The 22910-nt window shown below is 65.0% G+C and carries 18 protein-coding genes; 6 read left to right on the top strand and 12 right to left on the bottom strand.

Annotated features, from left to right (window positions below):
- Window positions 1-190 precede the first annotated feature (190 nt).
- Window positions 191-2026, top strand: a complete 1836-nt coding sequence (locus IG169_RS12380) for an aminopeptidase P family protein (protein WP_193176519.1) — start codon at window positions 191-193, stop codon at window positions 2024-2026.
- Here IG169_RS12380 and IG169_RS12375 read toward each other — a convergent pair.
- Together IG169_RS12375 and IG169_RS12370 are read right to left on the bottom strand one after the other, a co-directional pair.
- A complete protein-coding gene (locus IG169_RS12375) occupies window positions 2016-2318 on the bottom strand; it encodes an AzlD family protein (protein ID WP_193176518.1) in 303 nt (100 codons plus the stop codon). The genes IG169_RS12380 and IG169_RS12375 overlap by 11 nt on opposite strands.
- A 3-nt stretch (window positions 2319-2321) precedes the next feature.
- Window positions 2322-3020, bottom strand: coding sequence for an AzlC family ABC transporter permease (locus IG169_RS12370; RefSeq protein ID WP_193176517.1), 699 nt, complete (start codon window positions 3018-3020; stop codon window positions 2322-2324).
- 94 nt (window positions 3021-3114) lie between these two features.
- Here IG169_RS12370 and IG169_RS12365 point away from each other — a divergent pair, with 94 nt between their 5' ends.
- Window positions 3115-3798: a dimethylsulfonioproprionate lyase family protein gene (locus IG169_RS12365; protein WP_210325981.1), complete on the top strand. Its 684-nt coding sequence runs from the start codon at window positions 3115-3117 to the stop codon at window positions 3796-3798.
- An 86-nt stretch (window positions 3799-3884) separates the two neighbouring features.
- Here IG169_RS12365 and IG169_RS12360 read toward each other — a convergent pair whose 3' ends face one another.
- Window positions 3885-4721 (bottom strand): hypothetical protein, encoded by an 837-nt coding sequence (locus IG169_RS12360; RefSeq protein ID WP_193176516.1) that lies wholly within the window; start codon window positions 4719-4721, stop codon window positions 3885-3887.
- Between the two features lie 422 nt (window positions 4722-5143).
- On the opposite strand from IG169_RS12360, the gene IG169_RS12355 reads away from it, so the two are divergent.
- Both IG169_RS12355 and IG169_RS12350 read left to right on the top strand, forming a co-directional pair.
- Entirely contained in the window at window positions 5144-7027 is a 1884-nt protein-coding gene (locus IG169_RS12355) for a caspase family protein (RefSeq protein WP_343225645.1), read from the top strand.
- A 38-nt stretch (window positions 7028-7065) separates the two neighbouring features.
- Entirely contained in the window at window positions 7066-7971 is a 906-nt protein-coding gene (locus IG169_RS12350; protein WP_193176514.1) for a lipase family protein, read from the top strand.
- A 217-nt stretch (window positions 7972-8188) separates the two neighbouring features.
- Here the strand turns inward: IG169_RS12350 and ligA are convergent, their stop codons facing one another.
- From ligA to IG169_RS12305, 9 genes are all read right to left on the bottom strand, one after another.
- On the bottom strand, window positions 8189-10309 hold the full coding sequence (gene ligA / locus IG169_RS12345) for an NAD-dependent DNA ligase LigA (RefSeq protein WP_193176513.1): 2121 nt from the start codon (window positions 10307-10309) through the stop codon (window positions 8189-8191).
- Window positions 10310-10397: 88 nt separating this feature from the next.
- Entirely contained in the window at window positions 10398-12068 is a 1671-nt protein-coding gene (gene recN, locus IG169_RS12340; protein WP_193176512.1) for a DNA repair protein RecN, read from the bottom strand.
- A gap of 31 nt (window positions 12069-12099) precedes the next feature.
- Window positions 12100-12969, bottom strand: coding sequence for an outer membrane protein assembly factor BamD (locus IG169_RS12335; protein WP_193176511.1), 870 nt, complete (start codon window positions 12967-12969; stop codon window positions 12100-12102).
- Between the two features lie 195 nt (window positions 12970-13164).
- Complete coding sequence (lpxC, locus tag IG169_RS12330; RefSeq protein WP_193176510.1) at window positions 13165-14121, bottom strand: UDP-3-O-acyl-N-acetylglucosamine deacetylase; 957 nt, start codon at window positions 14119-14121, stop codon at window positions 13165-13167.
- Between the two features lie 272 nt (window positions 14122-14393).
- Window positions 14394-16073 (bottom strand): cell division protein FtsZ, encoded by a 1680-nt coding sequence (gene ftsZ / locus IG169_RS12325; protein ID WP_193176509.1) that lies wholly within the window; start codon window positions 16071-16073, stop codon window positions 14394-14396.
- Between the two features lie 66 nt (window positions 16074-16139).
- Window positions 16140-17462 carry a cell division protein FtsA gene (gene ftsA, locus IG169_RS12320; RefSeq protein WP_193176508.1) on the bottom strand — a complete coding sequence of 441 codons (1323 nt, stop codon included), beginning with the start codon at window positions 17460-17462 and terminating at the stop codon, window positions 16140-16142.
- The gene (locus IG169_RS12315; RefSeq protein ID WP_193176507.1) at window positions 17462-18394 is read right to left on the bottom strand and encodes a cell division protein FtsQ/DivIB; all 933 of its coding nucleotides are present in this window, start codon (window positions 18392-18394) and stop codon (window positions 17462-17464) included. Before IG169_RS12315 ends, ftsA begins: the two co-directional genes overlap by 1 nt.
- The gene (locus IG169_RS12310; protein WP_193176506.1) at window positions 18382-19317 is read right to left on the bottom strand and encodes a D-alanine--D-alanine ligase; all 936 of its coding nucleotides are present in this window, start codon (window positions 19315-19317) and stop codon (window positions 18382-18384) included. Before IG169_RS12310 ends, IG169_RS12315 begins: the two co-directional genes overlap by 13 nt.
- 211 nt (window positions 19318-19528) lie before the next feature.
- Complete coding sequence (locus IG169_RS12305; RefSeq protein ID WP_428982248.1) at window positions 19529-20941, bottom strand: MATE family efflux transporter; 1413 nt, start codon at window positions 20939-20941, stop codon at window positions 19529-19531.
- 281 nt (window positions 20942-21222) lie between these two features.
- Between IG169_RS12305 and IG169_RS12300 the strand changes: the two genes are divergently transcribed.
- Together IG169_RS12300 and IG169_RS12295 are read left to right on the top strand one after the other, a co-directional pair.
- Complete coding sequence (locus tag IG169_RS12300) at window positions 21223-21777, top strand: hypothetical protein (RefSeq protein WP_193176505.1); 555 nt, start codon at window positions 21223-21225, stop codon at window positions 21775-21777.
- Window positions 21778-21825: 48 nt separating this feature from the next.
- Complete coding sequence (locus IG169_RS12295) at window positions 21826-22908, top strand: GGDEF domain-containing protein (RefSeq protein WP_193176504.1); 1083 nt, start codon at window positions 21826-21828, stop codon at window positions 22906-22908.
- The last annotated feature ends 2 nt before the right edge of the window (window positions 22909-22910 follow it).

The raw sequence follows: 22910 nt of genomic DNA, 5'->3' as shown, positions 1-22910 counted from the left end.
CGGCTCGTGCCGGTGACTTGAATATGAGCGCGGTCACGGCCGATGACCACGCCCAAAGCGGCAGGGCAGCCATGCATATTTCGCATATGCGAAATAAACTTGTGCACTACAGCAAACACCAATCACCGGATTGATCCGGTCCGGGCCTCGGCATAACGTCCGCGCGACAATGCGAAGCGAAGGCGCCCACATGTTCCAGCAATTTTCCGAAAAGAGTGATCCCTCCGCAGGCAAGGCGCGGGTCGCAGCGCTGCGCGCCCGCATGCGCGAAGAAAAGCTCGACGCCTTTATCGTCCCGCATGCCGACGAGCACCAGAACGAATATCTTCCCGAGCGCGCCGAGCGCCTTGCCTGGCTGACCGGTTTCACCGGGTCCGCCGGCAGTGCGATCATCCTCGCCGAGACCGCGCATGTCTTCACGGACGGCCGCTACACGCTGCAGGTCCGTTCGCAGACCGACCCGACCGTCTTCACGCCGCAGGACATGATGGCGACCCCGCCGCACGAGTGGCTGGCCGAAAACATCAAAACCGGCATGCGCATCGGCTTCGATCCCTGGCTGCACACCGTCGACGATGCGAAACGGCTTGCCAAGGCCTGCTCGGGCAACAAGGCGGAACTCGTCGCCGTCGACCGCAACCTCGTCGACGCCATCCGCAACGACCTGCCGCCCCCGCCGCTCGAGCCGGTCGCCATCCATCCGTTCGAATTCGCAGGCGAGACGCCGCGCGACAAGATCGGCCGCATCGCCGACGCCGTGGACGACAAGGGCGCAGAAGCACTCGTCGTCACCGACCCGGCCTCGATCTGCTGGCTGTTCAACATTCGCGGCGCCGATGTCGCCCACACGCCGCTGGCGCTGGCCTTCGCCATCCTGCCGGTAAAAGGCGAGCCGACGCTGTTCATCGACAATCGCAAGCTGCCGGTCAAAACCGAAGCCTATCTCACCCAGCTCGCCGGCCTGCGCCCGCCGTCCGAATTCGACGACGGATTGCGCGAACTCGGGAAGGCCGGAACGAAGGTGATGATCGACCCGACGCTGACCGCCCGCCGGATCGCCGACGAATTGACGGGAGCCGGCGCGCACCTTGTCGAAGAGGCGGATCCCGTCCGCCTGCCCCGCGCGCGCAAGAACGCCGCCGAGCAGCAGGGCGCCCGCAACGCCCAGCGCCGCGACGGCGCCGCCCTCGCCGCCTTTCTCGCCTGGCTCGACGCGCAGCAGCCGGGCTCGCTCGACGAGATCGCCGTCGTCACCGCGCTGGAGGAATTCCGCCGCGAGACCGGCGAGCGTCTTTCCATGCCGCTGGCCGAGATTTCCTTCGACACGATCTGCGGCGCGGGCCCGAACGGCGCCGTCGTCCACTACCGGGTGACGGAGAAGACCAACCGCAAGGTCGATGCCGGCGATTTGCTGCTGGTCGATTCCGGCGCGCAATATCACGACGGCACCACCGACATCACCCGCGTCATCCCGATCGATAAACCGACGGACGAATACCGCCGCCACTTCACGCTGGTGCTGAAGGGCATGATCGCGATTTCGGTGGCGCGTTTTCCGGCCGGCACGCGCGGCGTCGACATCGACGTGCTGGCGCGCAACGCGCTCTGGCAGGCCGGCCTCGACTATGCCCACGGCACCGGCCATGGCGTCGGCTCCTTCCTCGGCGTCCATGAGGGGCCGCAAAACATTTCCCGGCGCGGCATGCAGGCGCTGCTGCCCGGCATGATTGTTTCCAACGAGCCCGGTTACTACAAGGCGGGATCGCACGGCATCCGCATCGAGAACCTCGTTCTGGTGCGCCCGGTCGATGTCCCGGAAGGCGGCGAGATCGCGATGCATTCCTTCGAGACGCTGACGCTGTGCCCGATCGACCGCCGCCTGATCGACGTCTCGCTGCTGGCCGACGCCGAACTCGACTGGCTCAACGCCTATCACGCCCGCGTGCGCGAGGAGGTTTCGCCGCTGGTCGAGGACGGGAACGTGCTCGCATGGCTGGAGAAGATGACGGCCGAACTCAGCCGATGAGGGCTCTGAAGGCAAGGACCGCGATCCAGCCCAGCACGAAGACGGCCATCATCGGCAGATAGAAGGCCGCGACGAAGGCGACGATGATCGTCGCCGTCTCCGCCGGCCCCGTGAACACCGCCGCCGGCGCGACCAGCGTCGTCAGGACGGCGGCGGGAACCGCGTTCAGCCCCGCATTGACGCGCGGATGGATCGTCTTGAAACGCGACAGCACCAGGTGCCCGCCGATCCGCGTCAGATAGGTCGCGAAGGCGCCCGCCAGAATGATCCATGTCGTCGTCGAGAGTTCCATGTCCTACTCCGCCGCTTCCGCCGGTTCGCCGCCGATTGCGGCCGCCGCCAGCACGCCGGCGAGCGCACCCAGCGAGACATGCCAGGGCGAGCCGACCAGAACATAGGCGCCGATCGAGGCCACTGCGCTGACCGCCACAACCGGCAACCAGCTGGGGCGCTTGCGAAAGCCCATCACCAGGCCGAGGAAATAGACCGGCAGCAGAAAATCGACGCCGTAATCGGCGGGGTTGGCCACCAGCTTGCCGAAGACCGCGCCGAGCCAGCCTTCCAGAATCCATGACGCATAGATCGCGGTCGCGGTGCTCATGTACCAGAGGAAGGTTACGGTCTTGCCGTCCTCCGCGCGCTTTTCTGCCTCGGCGAATTGCGGATCGATCAGGAAGAAGAAGCCGAAATAGCGCTGCAGCTTCGACCAGTGGCCGACATGCCGGCCGACGACCGCGGAATAGAGCACATGGCGGAAATTGACCGCGAAGATCGACAGGACGATCAGCCACGGCGCAATATGGTCGCCGAACAGGTTGATCCCGACCATCTGGCTGGCGCCGGCATAGACGGTCGCGCTCATCAGCACCGCCTCGAACACGCTGAAACCGTTGTCGATGGCGAGCGCGCCGAACAGCAGGCCGAACGGCGCCGCGGCGAAAATGACCGGCATGGCCGATCTGATTCCGTCGGCGATTTCCCGTTTCGCGTTCATGATGGTTTGCTCCGCGACGCGGTATAGGTCAAGGATACTGACGCGTCACGGGCAATAATGTGACCGTGACAACTCTTTGGGTTCAGGAGGCCCCATGCAGACGACCCAGGACCAGATGCCGGCCGCGCCGCATCTCGCCGACGATATCGACCTGTTCTATCTCCTGCGGGAGTTCGAAACCGCCTATCGCTACGCGCCGACCGGCGGCAGCGCCCCGATCCGCGCGCATATGCGCATGGTTCGCGAGCGGCTGGCGAAGATCCTCAAAGCCGGGCCGCAGACGCGCATGCCGGAGCCGGCAAGCCTGCCCGCCACGCGGCATCTCGGCCGCGCCCTCGACAATGGCGTGCGCGAACCGACCGAGATCTTCGTGCGCGCGACCGCCAAGCTGGCGCCGCGGCTGCGCTGGGAATATGGCTACGAGAAGCTGCCCGCCGCGCTGGCGCGCAAATATGCCTATGCCGACATTCTCGGCCCCGGCGGCTTCGTCGATTGCGCCGAACTCGTCCTGGGTTTCGTGCTGTTCGCGCCGGGATGCGTCTATCCCTCGCATCGCCACGACGGCATTACCGAGAGCTATATCGTCCTGTCGGGCGCCGTCTCCGAAAACGATCTCGGCGTCTTCCGCCCGCCATCGATGATCTTCAACGCCGCCGGCACGACCCACACGATCCGCACCTCGCTGCACGAGCCGGCCCTGCTCGCCTATGCGTGGACCGGCGCGGCCGACGCGATTGCCGGCCACACCATGAAATTCACCCGCGCGCGCAAAAAATAACGCTTGCGGGCCCCACCCGCGCATGCGGCCGCCCTCCCCCGCGCGGGCGGAGAAGGGTTGCGCGGCCGGCGCGGGATACGCGGCGGTCACGACGTGTCGGGATCTTTTGCCGGCAGATTGCGCGCCAGCGTGTCGCATTCGCGCAGGATGTCGTCGATCGCGTGGACCGGCCGCTTGCGCCAGCCGGGCGGCCAGCCGGCGCGCACCGGCGACGAGCGCAGACCGCGGACATGGCGGCCGGACAGCCACGCCTGGTTTGCGCGCGCCCGCATGCGCGCAAGCCGGATCGCCTCGCCGCCGATGTCGTCGAGCGCGGCCTTCAGCGCCGCGACACGGCGGCAGATCCGCTTGGCGCCGATCTCGCTGTCCGGCGCGGGATCGAAACGCCCCGGCGGCGCGGGCGCAGGCTCCGGTTCGAACGCGAACCGCTTCAGCGGATCGAACAGCCGGAAGGCCGGGACGCGGGCGGCGGACGTTTCCGGTTCGGGCAACGGCCCGGCCCAGGCGAGCCCGAAGCGGCGGCAGATCTCGTGCGCCGGGACCGGCCTCGGTTTCGCTGCGCCCGGACGCATCGCGGCGACCACCGGCGGCGGCGCCGCGCGCCGGCCGGTTTCGGCAGGCGCGGCCTTCGCGGCCTTTGCCCGCGCGCGCCGCCTGACGGCCCACCACGGCACATATTTCGGCGCGGCCGGCGCGCGCACCGTCACCGCGATGCCGTGCGCCGCGATCATGATCAGGCGGCGCAGCGCCGTTTCGGCCGGACGCAGCACCTTGAGGATGCGGCGAAAGACCCGGCGCGGCAGCGTCGCCGCCCCGCCCTCGTCCAGCCCCGCCATGAGGAACAGCACCGTGACGATCGGCGTCAGCGCCGCGCGGTTGCGCGCGACAGCGAGTTCCCACCAATTGTCCGTGTCGCGGTCCATGCGGGCAGTATGGGAGCGGGTTTCGGGCGGTGGACAAGAATTTGGGCGCGGTGCGGGGAAGGTGTTGAGATCGAAGGGAAAGGGATATTGGGAGGGGACGCGGTTATCCAACGCTTGGGCGGCGTGTGGAGCGTGCTGAATGGGCATTCGCGGCCCGAGGCAGACGGCGAGGAAATGGTTGCCGAACGGCGGCTTTGCGTACCATTAAAGAAGACGTATGCTTTGCGCAGCTCCCGATATAAATGATGCGCCATATCCTGAACGCATCCGGTCAATATCTGAATGAATACTCAAAGCAAGCCAAATTCCACCATCAGAAAAATAGACTGTGTCTGCTGTCAACGGAAAATCTATTGTGTTGGCGAGCATAGTCAATTGTGGTATAGTTAATTTTGACTGCATTACGGCTTGGCAATATTGACATGGGTCACCTATCGAAACGCGTAGGACGGCGACACGTATTGGTGGGGGGTATGACCTTGTTCGGAAGCCTTGCCACTAGGCACCTTCATGCGCAGGGCACATTCGATATCAGCAGGTTGCGGCGGGCGGCTGTAGTTATTGGCATCGACTCCTACCCGCATCTTCCTCACCTCAGAGCTGCCGTTTCAGGCGCCGAGGAAATGTCTGCCTTTCTGCGCGGCGAAGGTTTCGATACGCGACTGTTCACCGATAGCGGTGGTCCTGTCAGAGGCTCGGATCTCTTCGATGCCGTCGCCGGTTTCGTCGACGATCCGGCCGGTCTGGACCAGCTCGTCATTTACTTCTCGGGGCACGGCTTCCTGAGCGGCACGACCGAGATCTGGATGCTGTCGAACGCGCCTTACGACACGGCGGAAGCCGTATCGGTGCTCGAAAGCACCGAACTTGCCTACCAGTCGAACATTCCCAACGTCGTCATGATATCGGATGCCTGCAGGTCTCTCGCTAGCGACCTCGGAACCAGCCAGGTGACGGGACGCAAGATCTTCCCCGCCGGGCGGACGCCGGATCGCCGCACCGACGTCGACGTCTTCTTCGGCACGAGGCCCGGTGCTGATTCCTACGAACTTCCCGTCAGCGAGAGCGTTCCGCAGCATGAAGGCATCTACACGGCCGCCTTCCTCAAGGCGTTCACCCGGCCCACGGACGACATGGTCTATCGCTTCGACAATGGCGTGACCGTGATTCCGAACCGGAAAATGCGCGACTTCCTGTTTCGCGAAGTCAGCGCGCGGGCGCAGGACCATTCGATCCGGTTGACGCAATATCCCGAAGCGCGCATCACCTCCGACATCCCGACATTCGTCGGCCAGCTCCATGTGGCGGACGACGGTCCCGCTCCGCCGCCAAGAGGGCCCGAACCGTCGGACATCGCCGTGCCCGATGCGGTGCAGAAGGCGGTGCAGGACATCGTGACCGGTACCAGGGCGGCGGGAGAGCTGTTTGTCGTTACCGGTGACATGTCCCCGGCGGCACGCAAGGCCGGCGAACTCGTCTTCCAGTCGGTCGATTTCCAGCGCAAGGACGTGGAAGTGGAGGATACCGGGTTCGTCGTCTACGGAGCCAAGGTCGCACAGGTCGGGGCATGGGGGATCGATACGGGCAGGGCGCCCGAAGTGCCGGGCGCCGACAACTGGCGCGCCTACATGCCCGATGGCCAGCGGGCTGCGCATGCGGCGGTGCTCTTCGAGGATGGTCGCGGGACGGTTCTTCCCATCCTGAAGGATTTCGGGACACACGTGACAGTCGGGCCACAAGGCGTCATCGACCTGCGCTTCAATCCGGCGCAATCAAACTATCTTTTCTTCGAATATCTGAACGAGGTCGACCGGTTGGCGTTCCTGCGCGGGCTCGCGGCCGAAGCGACGCGGCAGGGCGCGCTCGTCTTTGAAGGATCGCGCGAGGAGCGGGAGGCGGCGGCGCGCAGCTTCGCCGGCCGGGTCCGCATGGGCAAGGGATTCGATCCGACCCTCGGCATCTTCGCCGCCTACGCTTACGCAACCGGCTTCATGGAGGACGGCGTTCGCTCGGTACACGATATCATACTCGATTCGCTCGGCGCCGAGATCTTCGACATCGGACTGCTCGCCGGGCGTCTCGATCCGGACGGACGCAGCCGGAATGGCGTGCCCGTGGTGCCGCCGTTTCCGTTGATGCGCCAAGGCTGGGAATATCTGAGGGTCCGCGGCGTGGCGATGTCGCGCATCATGGCCATCGCGCGGCCGGCGTTGCTCGACAGCCTCTGGACCACATACGGCGACGAAGCCGCCAAACTCATCACCGATATTGTCGCCAACACACCCCCGAGAGGCGTTCCGCAATGATTGGACGACGCGAATTCATGGCCGGGGCGACAGCCGCAATGTCGGCGCTGGCGTTCCATGAGGCAAGGGGGGAGCCGATACGGCGAATCCTGTTCGTTCATGGCCGCGCGCAGGGCGGGCGCAATGTTGCCGACATCCGCAGAGAATGGATCAAGGCGCTCAAGGAGGGGGCTAGCGCTGCGGGGATGGCCCTTCCGGACGATCTCAATATCGCGCTGCCGTTCTACGGAGACGAGCTCGACCGCCTGACGGCCGAGTTCGATCTGCCGCTCGCCGCGGACGTAACGGCCCGCGGAACGGCCGAGCAGGACGCTTTCCTGGCATTCCAGGCCGAAGTCGCGCAGGACCTGCGAATTAAGGCTGGCGTCACCGACGCTGAGGTTGATGATGCCTACGGAGACAATCCGCGCCCGAAGGGGCCGCTCAACTGGGAATGGGTGCAAGCGATCTTCCGCGCAATCGACAGCCATAGCGACGGCATCACCTCCGATGCACTGCAGATCGCACTCCGCGATGTCTATGTCTACAATTCGAGCCCGGCGGTACGTCGGATCATCAACGGTATCGTCAGCAGGGAAATCGATGATCGTCCGACGGTAATCATCGCCCATTCGCTTGGTTCGGTCGTCGCCTACTATATCCTACGGGAACTTACGGCGCCAAAGGTGCCGTTACTCGTCACCCTCGGATCGCCGCTCGGTATCCGAGCCATCCGCCGGCCGCTCAAGCCGCTCCATCACCCCGCCGTCGTCCAGGCGTGGCTCAACGGCTATGACAATCGAGACGTTGTGGCGCTCTATCCGCTCGATGCGGACAATTTCGACATCGATCCGGCGATCGAGAATATCGCCACCTTGCGAAACCAAACAGAAAATCGTCACGGAATCATCGGTTACTTGGACAAGCCGAAAATCGCTGGCCGCATCATCGAGGCGTTGAACTGATGAAGTTCACTACGCGACTCCCAAGCCTACAGCGAATGTCAACTTCGAGGAATCTGCATTGCAGCGGCGGGCCGCCCGCTCCATGAAAGCTATGGGCCGGAAGCGGCTATGGGCGTTAGATAATTGGATGTCCGCTTCGGTTGCTCGGCTCGCCACAAGCCGCCAGTCCGTTCCCGCCCCACAAACCGGCCACAACGGCTCGCGCTCCCCTACTCCCTCACAGCCCCTCCACCCGTCGGAACCACTCGTCCTCGTCGATCACTTCGACGCCGAATTCCTGCGCCTTGGCGAGCTTGGAGCCAGCGCCCGGGCCGGCGACGACGAGGTCGGTCTTTTTCGACACCGAGCCCGCCGCCTTGGCGCCGAAGCGTTCCGCCAACGCCTTCGCCTCGTCGCGCGACATCCGTTCCAGTGCCCCGGTGAACACGATGGTCTTGCCGGACAGCGCCGTGTCGGTCGCCGGCCGTTCGGCCTCCTCGACGGTCAGTTCGCCGATCAGCTTCTCGACCATGTCGCGGTTGTGCGGCTCGGAGAAATAGCGCGCGATGGAATCGATCACCGCGTCGCCGACATCGTCGAGCGCGTCCATCTCCTCGCGTGCCGCCTCGTCGCCATCGGCGATCTTCAGCGCCGCCTCCTCGAAGGACGGCCAGTCGAGATAGGCCCGAGCCAGCGTCTTGGCGGTGGATTCGCCGACATGGCGGATGCCGAGGCCGTAGATCAGCCGTTCGAGCGGAATCGTGCGCCGTTCCTCGATGGCGTCGAACAGCTTCTGCGCCGAGACCTCGCCATAGCCGTCGCGGTTCTTCAGCTTGGTCAGAGCGGTCTCGTCGCGTTTCGCCAAAGTGAAGATCTGCGCCGGCGTCCTGATCTCGAGCCCCCCTTCGTCGTCGAAGAAATACTCGATCTGCTTTTCGCCGAGCCCCTCGATGTCGAAGGCGCGCCGCGACACGAAATGCTTCAGGTGCTCCTTGCGCTGGAACGGACAGGCGAATTCGCCCGAACAGCGCCGCACCACGCTCTCCTCGCCGCTGGCGATGGCTTCGCGCACGATCGGCGTCTTCAGCGAACACGGACAAACCGTCGGGAATTCGAACGGCTCGGCGTCCTTCGGCCGCTTCTCCGGCACATAGCCGAGGATCTGCGGGATGACGTCGCCGGCGCGCTGCACGATCACCGTGTCGCCGATCATCACACCAAGCCGCTCGATCTCCTCGGCATTGTGCAGCGTCGCGTTTTCGACCACGACGCCGCCGACCGTCACCGGCTCCAGCCGCGCCACCGGCGTGATCGCCCCGGTGCGCCCGACCTGGATGTCGATGGCGTTGAGCGTCGTCATCGCCTTTTCGGCCGGGAACTTGTGCGCGATCGCCCAGCGAGGGCTACGCGAGACGAAGCCGAGCCGCTCCTGCAGCGTCAGGTCGTCGACCTTGTAGACGACGCCGTCGATATCGTAGGCGAGGTCCGCGCGCTCCATCTCGATGCGGTGGTAGTGTTGAATCAGTTTCTCAACACTTTCAAAGACAGCCATCAACGGATTGGTTTCAAAGCCGAATTCCCGGAAGGCTTCGACCATGCCCATCTGCGTGTCGGCCGGCATCTCGGAGACCTCGCCCCAGGCATAGGCGAAGAATTTCAGCGCCCGGCCGGCGGTGATCGAGGCATCGAGCTGGCGCAGCGAGCCGGCGGCCGTGTTGCGCGGATTGACATAGGTCGGCTTGCCGGCGGCCTCCTGGCGCGCGTTCAGTTCGGCGAAATCCGCCTTGGTCATATAGACCTCGCCGCGCACCTCCATCACCGCCGGCGGATCGCCCTTCAGCCTGTTCGGAATGTCGGAGATCGTCCGCGCGTTCGCGGTGACGTTCTCGCCGGTCGTGCCGTCGCCGCGCGTCGCCGCATAGACCAGTTCGCCGTCCTCGTAGCGCAGCGACAGCGACAGTCCGTCGATCTTCGGTTCGGCGGTCAGGCGAAGCGGCGCGTCCTCGCCGAGCTTCAGAAAGCGGCGCACGCGGGCCGCGAAATCGCGCACGTCCTCGTCCGAAAACGCGTTGTCGAGCGACAGCATCGGCACGCGGTGACGGATCTTCTCGAATTTCTCCGAGACCGCCGCGCCCACCTTTTCGCTCGGCGAGTCGGCGCGTTTGAGATCGGGAAACCGTTGCTCGATGGCGAAGTTGCGCTGCTTCAGCGCATCGTATTCGGCGTCCGAGATGACCGGCGCGTCCTCGCGGTGATAGCGCGCGTCGTGCTCGGCGATCTCGGCGGCCAGCCGCTCGAGTTCGGCGGCGGCTTCCTCCTGATTCAGTTTCTCAACAGGTGTAAGCTTTTTGTCCGCCATGCCGCCTATCCGACTCTTCTTTCAGCGGAATTTAGCGGCGAACCCCCGGCAGGCAAACCGATTTCGGCGCGATCCACGAAGACTGCCGTCAGCCGGCCTTCAGAAGTTGCGCCGCCGCGGCCCGCGCCTCGTCGGTGATCGTCGCGCCGGCCAGCATGCGGGCGATTTCCTCGCGCCGCTCGTCGGCGCCCATGCAGGCGACCGAGGTGACCACCTGCTCGCCATGCGACGGCGCCTTGGCGATCAGGTAATGCGTCGCCGCCCGCGCGGCGACCTGCGGCGCATGGGTGACGGAGAGCACCTGCACGGTCTCCGACAGCCGCCGCAACCGCGCGCCGATGGCGTCCGCCACCGCGCCGCCGACGCCGGTGTCGATCTCGTCGAAGACGAGCGTCGGCGCCGAGCCGCGGTCGGCAAGCGCCACTTTCAGCGCCAGCAGGAAACGCGAAAGCTCGCCGCCCGAAGCGACCTTCATCATCGGCCCGGCGCGCGTGCCGGGGTTGGTGCGCACCCAGAACTCGATCTGGTCGATGCCCTCCTCCGACCGTTTCTCCGGATCGGTCTCCATCTCGACGATGAATTCGGCCCGTTCGAGTTTCAGGTCCGGCAGTTCCGCCATCACCGCGCCGACGAGATCGGCCCGCGCCGTCTGCCGGGCTTCCGACAAGGCCGCGGCCGCGCGGTCGTAAAGCGCGCGCGCTTCCGCGGCGGCGTTCTCCAGTTCGGCTAGCCGCGCTTCGCCGGCGTCGAGTTCGGCCAGCTGGTCGGCGAACTGCACCGCCAGCGCCGGCAGATCGTCGACGGCGACATTGTATTTGCGCGACGCGGCCCTGAGCGCGAACAGCCGCTCCTCGATCGTTTCCAGCTCACGCGGATCGAATTCGCTGGTGTTGACCGCGACCTCGATGCGGCTTTGCGCATCGGCAAGATGATCGAGCGCCTGGCCGAGCGCGGCATTGACCTCTTCGAGCAGGCCCGGCGCCTCCACGGCCTTGCGCTCCAGGCGCCGCAGCAGGCTCGCGATATGCGGCACCGGCGACGCCTGCCCGGACAGAACGTCATGCGCCTCGTTGAGGTCGCCGGCGATCTTTTCGGCCCGCATCATCTGCGCGCGCTTTTCGGCAAGCACCTCTTCCTCGCCCGGTTCCGGCGCCAGCGCGGCAAGTTCCTCGTGCGACGAATGCAGGTAGTCGGCCTCGCGCGACGTCTCCTCGACGCGTTTGCGATGCTCGGCCAGCATGCGTTCGGCCGCCCGCCACGCGCGATACAGCGCGCCGGCATGGCCGGTCTCGGCCTTCAGTCCGCCGAAGGCATCGAGCAGCGTGCGGTGGGTGGATGTATCGACCAGCGCCCGGTCGTCATGCTGGCCGTGGATCTCGACCAGGCTGCGCCCGATCGTCTTCAGCAACCCGGCGCTCGCCGGCTGGTCGTTGACGAAGCCGCGCGTGCGTCCGTCGTCGGACTGGACGCGGCGCAGGATCACCGGTTCGCCGGGATCGGCATCGATGCCGCTTTCCTCGAGCAGGGCGCGCACCGGATGGCCGCGCGCCAGGTCGAACAGCGCCGTCACCTGACCGTGGCTCGCCCCGTGCCGCACCAGCGAGGCATCGCCGCGCGCGCCGAGCGCCATCGAAAGCGCGTCCAAAAGGATGGATTTGCCTGCGCCGGTTTCACCCGTCAGCACGGACAGGCCCTTGTCGAAGTCGATGTCCAGCGCCTCGATCAGGACGATATCGCGGATCGAGAGCTGCGACAGCATGACGGCTCAGTTCCTCGCGGTCCGGATTGCCTCAGCTTCCAAAGACGCGCTTGCCGGTACGAGAGATCCACGAACCGGTGTTCTCGCGCGGCTCGACGCCGCCCGACTTCAGCAGCGCATAGGAATCCGCATACCACTGGCTGTCCGGGAAGTTGTGGCCGAGCACCGCGGCGGCGGTCTGCGCCTCGGAGACGAGCCCCATCGCGTAATAGGTCTCGACGAGACGCGCCAGCGCCTCCTCGACCTGGCGGGTGTTGGAATATTCCTCGACGACATTGCGGAAGCGGTTGATCGCGCCCGGATATTCGCGCCGCTCCAGATAGTAGCGCCCGATCTGCATCTCCTTGCCGGCGAGCTGGTCGCGTGCGGCGCGGATCTTCGCCTTCGCGTCCTCCTCGTAGATGGACCCGGGATAGCGCTCCAGAAGCTCGTTGAAATTCTGGACGGCGAGCTTGGTCTCGCGCTGGTCACGCGTCACTTCGGGCATCTGGCTGAAATAGCACAGGCCGATGATGTACTGCGCGTATGCCGCGTCCTCGTCGGTCGGATACAGGTTCACGAACCGCCGCGCCGCCTGGATCGCATCGTCGAACTTGCCAAGCTTGTAGGACGTCCAGGCCGCCATGACATTGGCCTTGCGGGCGAATTCCGAATAGGGATGCTGGCGGTCGACCGCCTCGAACTTCTTCGCCGCTTCACGCAGATTGCCGGCGTTCAGGTTCGCCAGCCCCTGGTTGTAGAGCGCGTCGGCCGGTTCGATCGTGTCCACGTAGGACTGTATGTCCAGCTTGTCGTCCTTGGTGGTGCAGGCGCCCAGAAGCCCCGCGCAGGCGGCAACCACGGCCAAGCGGACGATCATCCGGCCATTTCGCGCTGCATTCCCGTGTGACAAGGTCGCCATGTTCGATTTCCTGTGTTCGCTGCGGTTCCGCGACCGCATCTGCGCTGCCGTCCATTACCGCGACGGCACCGGCCCGGCAACGCCGTGGGGCCAGAATGTCGCGATTTTGTGGCATTCCGTCAATCGCCGCGTTTTCGCATTCCCCGCGGCGCGAGGGCGGCGTCGCCGATTTCCGGAATCAGGCGTAAAATAGCGTCAGAGAATCCACGGAGCATGCGCCGGAGCGGCGGCGACGGTGACGAAATCGCCGGAGAAGACGCGCTCGCGTTTTTCGGGCGTTTCGACGACTTCATAGGCGGTGCGGTCGGTCAGAAGCGCCTTCAGGGCGGCAGCATTCAGACGATGCCCGCCGCGATAGGACGCATAGCAGCCGATGAACTGCGCGCCGGCCAGCGCCAGATCGCCGACGGCATCGAGCGTCTTGTGACGCACGAATTCGTCGCGGAAACGCAGGCCTTCCGGATTGATGATCGTGTGATCGTCGCTGATCACCACCGAATTCTCGAGCGAGGAGCCGAGCGCGTGGCCCGAAGCCCACAGCCGTTCGACGTCCTTCATGAAGCCGAAGGTGCGCGCATCGGCCAGCTCTCCGCGGAAGACGTCGCCATTGATGTCGGACTTGAACTCCTGACGGCCGATGAGCGGGCTGTCGAAATCGATCACGACCTCGAATCGCGTTCCCTGGTAAGGTCGGAATTCCGCCCACGAGCCGCCGATCTCGACGCGCACCGTCTTCTTGACGCGCACATAGCGGCGCTTGACGGCATGGTGCGTCATCCCGGCTTCGTCGATCGCATCGATAAAGACGCGGCTGGAGCCGTCCATCACCGGAACTTCGTTGCCGTCGATCTCGACGATCACGTTGTCCAGCCCGGTCGCCCAGAAGGCCGCCATCAGGTGCTCGACCGTGGCGACATGGATGCCGGCCGGATCGCCAAGCATGGTGCACAGGTCGGTCGCGCCGACCTGACCGGCAACGGCCATGATTTCCGTCGCCGTGCCGTCATCGAAAATGCGTCTGAATTTCACCCCGGTATTGGGGGCTGCGGGGAGGAGGGTGATAGAGACTTGTTCGCCGCTGTGTACCGCTACGCCCGACAGTTCCGCTTTTTCGCAAAGCGTCGCTTGATATCCTAACAATTTTGTCCCCATCGGCCTTCCCACTTACGCCACGTTACAAAACGCAGTTTGGTTGGCTAGTATCCGCAACCCGGTCCCGGCCATACGGCCCGGACAGCACTCCCCTCGTGGCGTGGACAATATCCGCGAGTCGGCTCTCCGACCAAATCACGCTTTTTTACCGATTGTTACCAGTCGGCGCATTGCGTGACTTCCATAAATTATTTGTGAATTCAATTGGTTAATAAAAAACGAAAGGCCGCATGACGCGGCCTTTTGTTTCATCCTGTTACAATTCGCCAGCGTCAATTCGCCTGCCGGCGCAAAAACGCCGGGATCTCCAGCTGGTCCTCCTCGGCGGAAGACGAACCCTGCGGCGCGGCGCGTCCGTGGTCGTCCAGCTGGCCCTTGCGCGGCGCGTAAAGCTGGGCGTCCTGGGAGAGCTGACGGCGCGGTTCGGCCGGGCGCTGATCGACCCCGCCTTCGCTCGGACGCAGTTTCTGCGCCGGCGCCGTCTTGTCCTCGCGGCTCAGGCCATGGGTGAGCCGCTTCAGAAGACCGAGCGGGCCACGCTCGTCCTCATCCTCGCCATGCTGGCGCGCGCCATGCGATTCCACTTCCGCCTTCACCATCGGCGGGAAATCCTCGACGCGCGGCATGCGCGGCGATTCAGGCTCTGTCCGCACCGGCCGCTGCTGCGGTTCGGCGGCGATCGGCGGCGTTGCCGGCGTTGCCCGCATCGGCTGCTGCGCCGAGGTGAACAGACGGCTTTGCGGCCGGAATTCCGGCGCTGTGGCAGTCGCCGTGGCGGCCTTTTCCTCGAAGGCGGCCATGTCACGCTCGGTTTCGCGAATGACTTCGCTCACCGGATCGCTGGCGGCCGCGGGTTTCGGGGCCGGAGTAGCCGTCTGGGCAGTGGCTGCCAGGGCCTGTGCGGGCGCCGGGCGGGAGACCGGAGCGGTGATCGCCGGACGCGGCTGCGCGCGCAGTTCGGTTTCCGGACGCGTGCCGGCCTCGACCTGCGCCTCGATGCCGGTCGCGACGACCGACACGCGGATGATGCCCTCGAGCGACTCGTCGAAGGTCGCGCCCAGGATGATGTTGGCATCCTGATCGACTTCCTCGCGAATGCGGGTCGCCGCCTCGTCGACCTCGAACAGCGTCATGTCGCGGCCGCCGGTGATCGAGATCAGCAGGCCCTGTGCGCCCCGCATCGAGGTCTCGTCGAGCAGCGGATTGGCGATCGCCGCTTCGGCGGCCGTCATCGCGCGGCCCTCGCCCGACGCTTCGCCGGTGCCCATCATCGCCTTGCCCATTTCGCGCATCACGGAGCGCACGTCGGCGAAGTCGAGATTGATCAGGCCTTCCTTGACCATTAGGTCGGTGATGCAGGCGACGCCCGAATAGAGAACCTGGTCGGCCATGCCGAAGGCATCGGCGAATGTCGTCTTGTCGTTGGCGATGCGGAACAGGTTCTGGTTCGGAATGACGATCAGCGTATCGACGTTGCGCTGCAGTTCCTCGATGCCGGCATCGGCCGTGCGCATCCGGCGCTGGCCTTCGAAATGGAACGGCTTGGTGACGACGCCGACGGTCAGGATGCCCTTGGCGCGCGCCGCGCCGGCGACGACCGGGGCCGCGCCGGTGCCGGTGCCGCCGCCCATGCCGGCGGTCACGAAGCACATATGCGTACCGCTCAGGTGATCGTTGATCTCGTCGATGCATTCCTCGGCGGCCGAACGGCCGATATCGGGCTGCGATCCGGCGCCAAGCCCCTCGGTGACGCCGAGCCCGAGCTGGATGATGCGTTCCGCCTTGTTCATCGACAGCGCCTGCGCGTCGGTGTTGGCGACGACGAAATCGACGCCCTCGAGGCCCGCATTGATCATGTTGTTGACCGCGTTGCCGCCGCCACCGCCGACGCCAAACACGGTGATGCGCGGCTTCAGTTCAGTGATATCCGGCTTTTGAAGATTGATCGACATGGTTTTCATCCTTTCTGATGCCGGATGCGCCGCCACATCCGTACGCGGGGCTCCCCCCGCGATTTGCTAAAAACTTTCTTTCAGCCACTGGGTCATGCGACCCAGCGGTCCGTCCGTTCCGGTTCCCGCGACCCGGAATGGACTGCCGAACTTCATGCTGCTCTGGTCGTTGTCCGCGACCTGCGGGTAAATCATCAAACCGGCCGCCGCCGCGAAGGCGGGCCCCTTGGCCGAGGCCGGCAGGCCGCTGACGCCGAGCGGGCGGCCGATACGCACGTTGCGCCCGAGAATCCGACGCGCCACTTCCGGCAGGCCCGTCAGTTGCGCCGCGCCGCCGGTCAGGACGACGCGCTTGCCGACGACACTCGAATAGCCGGACTTGTTGATACGGTCGCGCAGCATCTCCAGCGTCTCCTCGACACGGGCCGCGATAATACGGTTGAGCAGGCTGCGCGGGACTTGCGTCGCATTGGCGTCGTCGTCGTCGCCGATCGCCGGAACATGGATGACGTCGCGCTCGTCGGCCGGCGAAGCCAGCGCCGACCCCTGCATGACCTTCATCCGCTCGGCATCCTCGAGCCGGCACGAAAAGCCGCGCGCGATATCCATCGTCACGTGATGCCCGCCGACCGGAATGCTGTCGGCATGGATGAAGGCGCGGTCGGCGAAGATCGCGACCGACGTTGTCCCGCCGCCCATGTCGACACAGGCGCAACCGAGATCCAGTTCGTCGTCGACCAGCGCCGCCAGCCCGCTCGCATAAGGTGTCGCCACCATCGCCTCGACGCTCAGATGCGCCCGGTTGACGCAAAGCTCGATATTGCGCAGCGGTGCGGAATCCGCCGTCAGAACATGCATGTTCAGGGTCAGTTCGCGTCCGATCATGCCGCGCGGATCGACGATCCCGCGTTCCCCGTCGAGCACGTGGTCGACGGGCAGCATGTGCAGCACGGTGCGGTCGACATTCGACGCGCGCGCCGTGGCCGCCTTCAGCACCTTCTGGATATCCGACTTGGAGATCGGACGGTCCTCGTTGAGTTCGATCGAGGCGCTCGACATGTGGCTGCCGATCCGGCCGGCGCTGACATTGACGATCATCGATTCGACGGTCAGCCCGGCCATGCGCTCGGCCGAGTCGACCGCGTGGCGGATCGTCTGCTCGGCGGCGTCGAGATCGTTGATCAGGCCGGACTTCACGCCGTGCGACTTGGTATGGCCGATGCCGATCACCTCGGGCGCATGCGTGCGCCCGTGCAGGTAATGTCCGCCATCGTTCGGCACCATGCGCGCGATGATGCATACCGTCTTCGTCGAACCGATATCGAGGACGGTCACGACCGCGGAACGGCGCGATTTCTTCTGTTCGGGAGCGCGGGTCTTCGACGCCATCAGATGCTGCTCCGTTTGGCGGCTGCCTTGATGGCCTTCTCGCGGGCTTTGAGTGCGGCTTCGCGGCGCAGCATCGCGTTTTCCGTCAGCGCCACGACCGTGCGGTCTCCGAGGCGCAGATCGACGGATGCGATGTCGCGCGACAGGATCTGGTTTTGCGCGTCCATCGCCAGCAGGCGCTCGACCGCCTTTTCGGGCTGTTCGGCGGGAAGCTTCACGGTCACGCCGTTGGCGAGCCGGACATCCCAGCGCCGTTCGCCGACATGGATCAGCGCCTTCACCTGGCTGGCGAAGGACGGATAGGCCGACAGCAGGTCCATGAACGGAGCGGCGGCCGTTTCTGCGCCGGGTCCGACGACGAGCGGCAGATTGTTGAAACCGGAGCCGCCATAGGCGCCGATGACATGGCCGTCGCGTTCGATCAGCGCCAGCGTCGCGCCGGTTTGCCAGATCGCGAAGGGTTTGCGCTCGCCGATATGGATTTCGAGCTTGCCGGGATAGACCTTGCGCACGGCGGCCGTTTCGACCCATGGCAGCTTCATCAGCCGGGCCCGCGCCTCGCCGGCGTCGAGCGAGGCAAGCGACGTGAAGCCGTCAAGGCCGAGCGCCTCGAATATCGCGACTTCCGACGTGTTGGTGTGGCCGGTGATCTCGACCTCGCTGACCGCGAGACCGAGCGCCGACGTGGCGTGTTCCACCGCGCCGGCAAACTGCCCGCTGACGACGGAGCCATAGATTGCGGTCGCCGCGAAAATGCCGACCAGGCCAGCTGCTTCGGTGAACCGCGGGATGACGATCTCGCCGTCGAAGACCTTGGCGAAGAAGCGGGCCGGCCGGCGCAGGATCCGCGGCAGCACGCGGCCGCCCTCGCAGTCGCGCCCGTCGGACGCGATGCGGGTCTTTCCCGGCGATTTCCCACTCAACGCAAACAAGATGCGTCCTCCACCATCCAACTCAAAAGCTCGCCGAAAGGATGCCCGGCATGAAAGGCCAATTCCGGCACCAGCGACGTCGCAGTCATCCCCGGCTGGGTGTTGATTTCCAGCCAGATCACCTCGCCATTTTCGGAGAAACGATCGTCGTAGCGGAAATCGGAACGGGTCACTCCCCGGCACCCGAAGGCCTGATGTGCTTTGAGCGCCAGTTTCGTTATTGTTTGGTAAATATTTGGTGAAATTTCCGCCGGACACACATGATTTGATCCGCCTGCGACATATTTCGATTCATAGTCGTAGAACTGGTGCCCCTGGGGGATGATCTCGGTCACGCCGAGCGCCACATCGCCCATCACCGCGCAGGTCAGCTCGCGCCCGTGAACGAAGCGCTCGACCATCACCCGGTCGCCATATTTCCAGTCAGGCGAGGTTATGATCTGCGGCGGATGCGGCTGGTCCTCCTTGACGATCACGACGCCGAAACTGGACCCCTCGGAGATCGGCTTGACCACATAGGGCGGCTTCATGGGATGGCTCGAGGTGAAGTCGTGCCGGTTCATCACCTTCGATTCGGCGACCGGGATGCCGTGCGTCCGCGCGACGCGCTTGGCCATCTCCTTGTCCATCGTCACCGCCGCCGCGAGCACGCCGGAATGGGTATAGGGAATTTGCATGTATTCGAGGATGCCCTGGATCGTGCCGTCCTCTCCGAACGGGCCATGCAGGGCGTTGAAGGCGACGTCGGGCTTGACCTCGGCCAGCCGGAGCGCGACGTCGCGTCCGACATCGATCCGCGTCACGTCATAGCCGCAGCGTTCCAGTTCGTCGGCGCAGGCGGCACCCGACATCAGGCTGACCGGCCGCTCCGAAGAAAATCCACCCATGAGAACTGCGACATGTTTGCGCGCGCGATGATCCATCGCTTCCCCTTCCTCGCAACGCCCCCCGGCGCCTCACAAAACTCGACGTCCTGCCGCGTACTCCGGATACGCGAACACTGTGGACGCATACGGCGCCCGAATCGGCAAGACATGGAACACCACCATAAGAATCAGAGCTTTGATTCGCTGGCAAGTGCATGCCGAAAAAAACGGAAAACGATTGGAGACGATGCGGAATGGATTGGTCTGCTCAGCCGCGGGGCCGAAGCGCCAGAAACCGCGAGTTCATCGACGCCGCCGCGAAGAAGAGACCGACGGCCAGGCCGCTCCAGACACCGACGCCTTCCAGCCCTGCCAGGAATCCGAGCCCGTAAGCCATCGGAAAGCCGACGACCCAATAGCTGAAGATGGCAAGCAACATCGGCACGCGCGTATCCCGCAGGCCGCGCAGCATGCCTGCCCCGACGACCTGGCTGGTGTCGAAAACCGAGAACACGGCCGCGGTCATCAGCAATGGCACCGCATACAGCACGACGGCTGGCGCGTCGGGCTTGGAATTGTCGAGGAATAGCGAGATCAGCGGCGCCGGCATGAGCCAGAACATGGCCGCGCTGACCAGCGCGAACAACAGGCAGACCGCCATGACCGTGGCCGCCGCCCGGTTGAGCCCGACGGCGTCGCCGCGGCCGAACGCGCGCCCGATCCGCACCGTCGCCGCCTGCGACAGGCCGAGCGGCACCATGAAGGCGATCGAGGTTATTTGCATGGCGATCCCGTGCGCGGCGAGCGCCACGACACCGAGCCAGCCCATCATCACCGACGAAAACACGAACATGCCGACCTCGGCGAGGATGGTGATCGAGATCGGCAGGCCGAGACGCAGGACCTCGCGCAAATCGGGCCAGTCGGCGCGCCAGAACCGGGCGAAAATCGTGTATTCGGACGCCTTTTTCGCCAGCATCACATGCGCCACGAGAATGACGAGCGTCAGCGTCGTCGTCCCGAGCGATGCCAGCGCCGCGCCGCGCACGCCCATCTCGGGCGCGCCCCAGTTGCCGAAGATCAGGATCCAGTTCAGGAACGCGTTCAACAGCGCGCCCGCGACCGTCGACCAGAAGATGATCCTCGGCCGCTCGATCGACGACAGGAAGGCGCGCAGCCCTTGCGCGACGAGGGTCGGGAACATCGCCCATTGCGCCACGCGCATATACTCGCCCGCCAACGCCGCGACGTCCTGGTCCTGCCCGAGCGCCAGCAGGAGCCTCTCGGTATGCCACAGCGGCGCCATGACCAGCGCCGAATAGCCGATCGCCACCCACAGCCCCATCCGCACCGCGCGCCGCACGCCGCGCGTGTCGCCCTGGCCTTCCGCCTGCGCCGCGATCGGCATGACGGCCTGGCTGAAGCCGGACCCGAAAATCATCACCGTGAAGAACAGCGGCGTCGCCAGAACGGCCGCCGCCAGCGCCTCGACGGAATACCAGCCGAGCATGATCGTGTCGGTCGTGTTGATCAGCATCAGGCCGATTTGCGACCCGACAAGCGGCACGCCGAGCGCCAGGGTCGCGCGCAGATGCCCGGCCCAGCCCATCGTGGCCGGTCCGCCCTCTGCGGGCAAAGCACCCTCTCCGCCAGCGGTTTTGATGTCGACACCATGCGCCATGCGCGCGCTATGCCCTGTTTTGCGTTCCCGTTCCATGCATTTCGCGCCGTCCGCGAACATTGGCGCGCGATTAACCATATGGTTTCGAGCTTTCTTAAATCCCGATGCGTAAGCATGGACCGACAATGTGCGCCTTCATGCAGCATGACGCTGCCCGGCGGCCCGGTCCTCGAACCGGGATGTTTCCTGTCATTGGCTGAATCTGTCCGCGCTGCTCCGGCGGCGCGCGAAGCATGGCGCACTGTCCGCAAGCGGCACGAGAACACGGGGGTGGTTGAAAGATGTCGAAAAAACCGGCCGACAAGGCTGCGGGAAAAACGAAGGCCGGAGCCGGCCAGGGTTCCGCCATGATGTCGATCCTGCAGATCGCGGGCTTCGGCGCGGCGACCATCGCCGTGGCCGTCATGGTCGCCGGCATGCACGATCTCGGCTTCATCGACCTGACGCATAGCCTCGAGGTCGCGGTCGTTCCGATGCTTGTCCTGCTCATCCTTGCCGCATCGGTCCACGCCTTCGCGAACGCCAAAATCCATGCGGCGAAATTCACCGCCGCCGAACAGTCGGTCGGCGAACTCAGGGACCTTCTCGAACAGCGCATCGCGTCGGTCGAAACCCGCATCGACGGTCATCTCGGCGCGGAATACGAAGCGCTGAAAACGGAAAACGAGGCGCTCAAGGCGCAGCTCGACGAAATTCGCAAGGCCGAGGACGAGAAGATCGGCTCGGAGATCGAGCAATTGCGCCAGAAGAACACCGAGTTGCAGGAAAAGATCAGCACCTGGGCGGTCAATTCCGTCGAGGCGGCGATTGCCGAAGAAAAGAGACCGGCCGCCTGATCGGGCCACCGGAAAACGAGCGAACGGACATGAAGGCGGGACGGACACATGCTTGAACTCGCGAGAGCCGGACAAAAGAAGGCGCCTGAACCTTCCGGCGCGCCGCAACCCGGCCCCGAATTTAAGGCCGCCGAGGCCCTGGCCTGCAAGGCGCTCCTGCTCGCCGACACCTATCAGACGCCGCCCGTGCCCAAGACCTACGAAGTCTGGTACTCCTATGCGGCCGGGGTGCCCGAGGAGGTCGCCGGCAAGATCAACGCGATCATCGAAAAGAACGGCTCGCTCGGCACCTACGATCTTGACCAGATCCACCTCGAATATCTTGCGCTCTCCGAACGCGAGCGCAAGCGGCAGGATGCGCTCAACTTTCATCTCGACCGGGAAATGGACGAGATCGCGAAACTCGTTCAGGCGCATATCGCATCGAGCGACAGCTATTCCGGATCGCTGAAACACACCGGCGCTTCGCTGTCGGCAAGCGCGACGCCAGCGCAGGTGCGTTCCGCCATCGAGATCCTTTTGTCCGAAAACGCCAAGATGCGCTCGCAGACGGCCAAACTCGGCAGCGCGCTCGCCGAGTCCCGCGCCCAGGTCCGCAAGCTGCGCACCAGCCTGGAAAGATCGCGCGAAATGGAAATGCGCGATCCCATGACGAATCTCGCCAACCGGCGCTATTTCGAGCTGCAATTGCAGCGCGAGATTGGCGAATCCCGCAACAACAACGCGCCGATGTGCCTGGTGCTGGTCGACATCGACCATTTCAAGATCATCAACGACACATACGGCCACCCGGTCGGCGACGACGTGTTGCGCTTCTTCGCGGGGATGCTGGCAAACAATGTCAAGGGACGCGATCTCGCCGCGCGCTATGGCGGCGAGGAGTTCGCGCTCATCCTGCCGGCCACGGGTCCCGGCGAGGCGCAGAAGCTGATACGCCACATCATGAACCAGTTGCAGACGACCAACCTGGTCCTGTCGCAGGGCAAGACGCCGATCGGGAAGCTGACCGCATCCTACGGCATCGCGCGATTGCGCGACGGCGACGATTCCGAAACTCTGATCGCACGCGCCGACACCAGGCTCTACGAAGCCAAGAACGCCGGCCGCAATCGCATCGCCAGCGACACCTGATC

The organism is Oricola nitratireducens (assembly GCF_014904745.1).
Classification (GTDB): Bacteria; Pseudomonadota; Alphaproteobacteria; order Rhizobiales; family Rhizobiaceae; genus Oricola; species Oricola nitratireducens.
Note: the sequence above shows the minus strand (reverse complement) of the source record. Positions and strands in the feature narration are given on the sequence as shown.

Bases quoted from the DNA above. Each gene is read 5' to 3' on its own strand.
- IG169_RS12370 (WP_193176517.1), bottom strand. From the start codon at position 3,020: ATGAACGCGAAACGGGAAATCGCCGACGGAATCAGATCGGCCATGCCG.
- IG169_RS12380 (WP_193176519.1), top strand. From the start codon at position 191: ATGTTCCAGCAATTTTCCGAAAAGAGTGATCCCTCCGCAGGCAAGGCG.
- IG169_RS12350 (WP_193176514.1), top strand. From the start codon at position 7,066: ATGTCGGCGCTGGCGTTCCATGAGGCAAGGGGGGAGCCGATACGGCGA.
- ftsA (WP_193176508.1), bottom strand. From the start codon at position 17,462: ATGGCGTCGAAGACCCGCGCTCCCGAACAGAAGAAATCGCGCCGTTCC.
- IG169_RS12300 (WP_193176505.1), top strand. From the start codon at position 21,223: ATGTCGAAAAAACCGGCCGACAAGGCTGCGGGAAAAACGAAGGCCGGA.
- IG169_RS12375 (WP_193176518.1), bottom strand. From the start codon at position 2,318: ATGGAACTCTCGACGACGACATGGATCATTCTGGCGGGCGCCTTCGCG.
- IG169_RS12305 (WP_428982248.1), bottom strand. From the start codon at position 20,941: ATGGCGCATGGTGTCGACATCAAAACCGCTGGCGGAGAGGGTGCTTTG.
- IG169_RS12295 (WP_193176504.1), top strand. From the start codon at position 21,826: ATGCTTGAACTCGCGAGAGCCGGACAAAAGAAGGCGCCTGAACCTTCC.
- lpxC (WP_193176510.1), bottom strand. From the start codon at position 14,121: ATGGGGACAAAATTGTTAGGATATCAAGCGACGCTTTGCGAAAAAGCG.
- ftsZ (WP_193176509.1), bottom strand. From the start codon at position 16,073: ATGTCGATCAATCTTCAAAAGCCGGATATCACTGAACTGAAGCCGCGC.
- IG169_RS12335 (WP_193176511.1), bottom strand. From the start codon at position 12,969: ATGGCGACCTTGTCACACGGGAATGCAGCGCGAAATGGCCGGATGATC.
- IG169_RS12355 (WP_343225645.1), top strand. From the start codon at position 5,144: ATGGGTCACCTATCGAAACGCGTAGGACGGCGACACGTATTGGTGGGG.
- IG169_RS12310 (WP_193176506.1), bottom strand. From the start codon at position 19,317: ATGGATCATCGCGCGCGCAAACATGTCGCAGTTCTCATGGGTGGATTT.
- IG169_RS12365 (WP_210325981.1), top strand. From the start codon at position 3,115: ATGCAGACGACCCAGGACCAGATGCCGGCCGCGCCGCATCTCGCCGAC.
- IG169_RS12360 (WP_193176516.1), bottom strand. From the start codon at position 4,721: ATGGACCGCGACACGGACAATTGGTGGGAACTCGCTGTCGCGCGCAAC.
- ligA (WP_193176513.1), bottom strand. From the start codon at position 10,309: ATGGCGGACAAAAAGCTTACACCTGTTGAGAAACTGAATCAGGAGGAA.
- recN (WP_193176512.1), bottom strand. From the start codon at position 12,068: ATGCTGTCGCAGCTCTCGATCCGCGATATCGTCCTGATCGAGGCGCTG.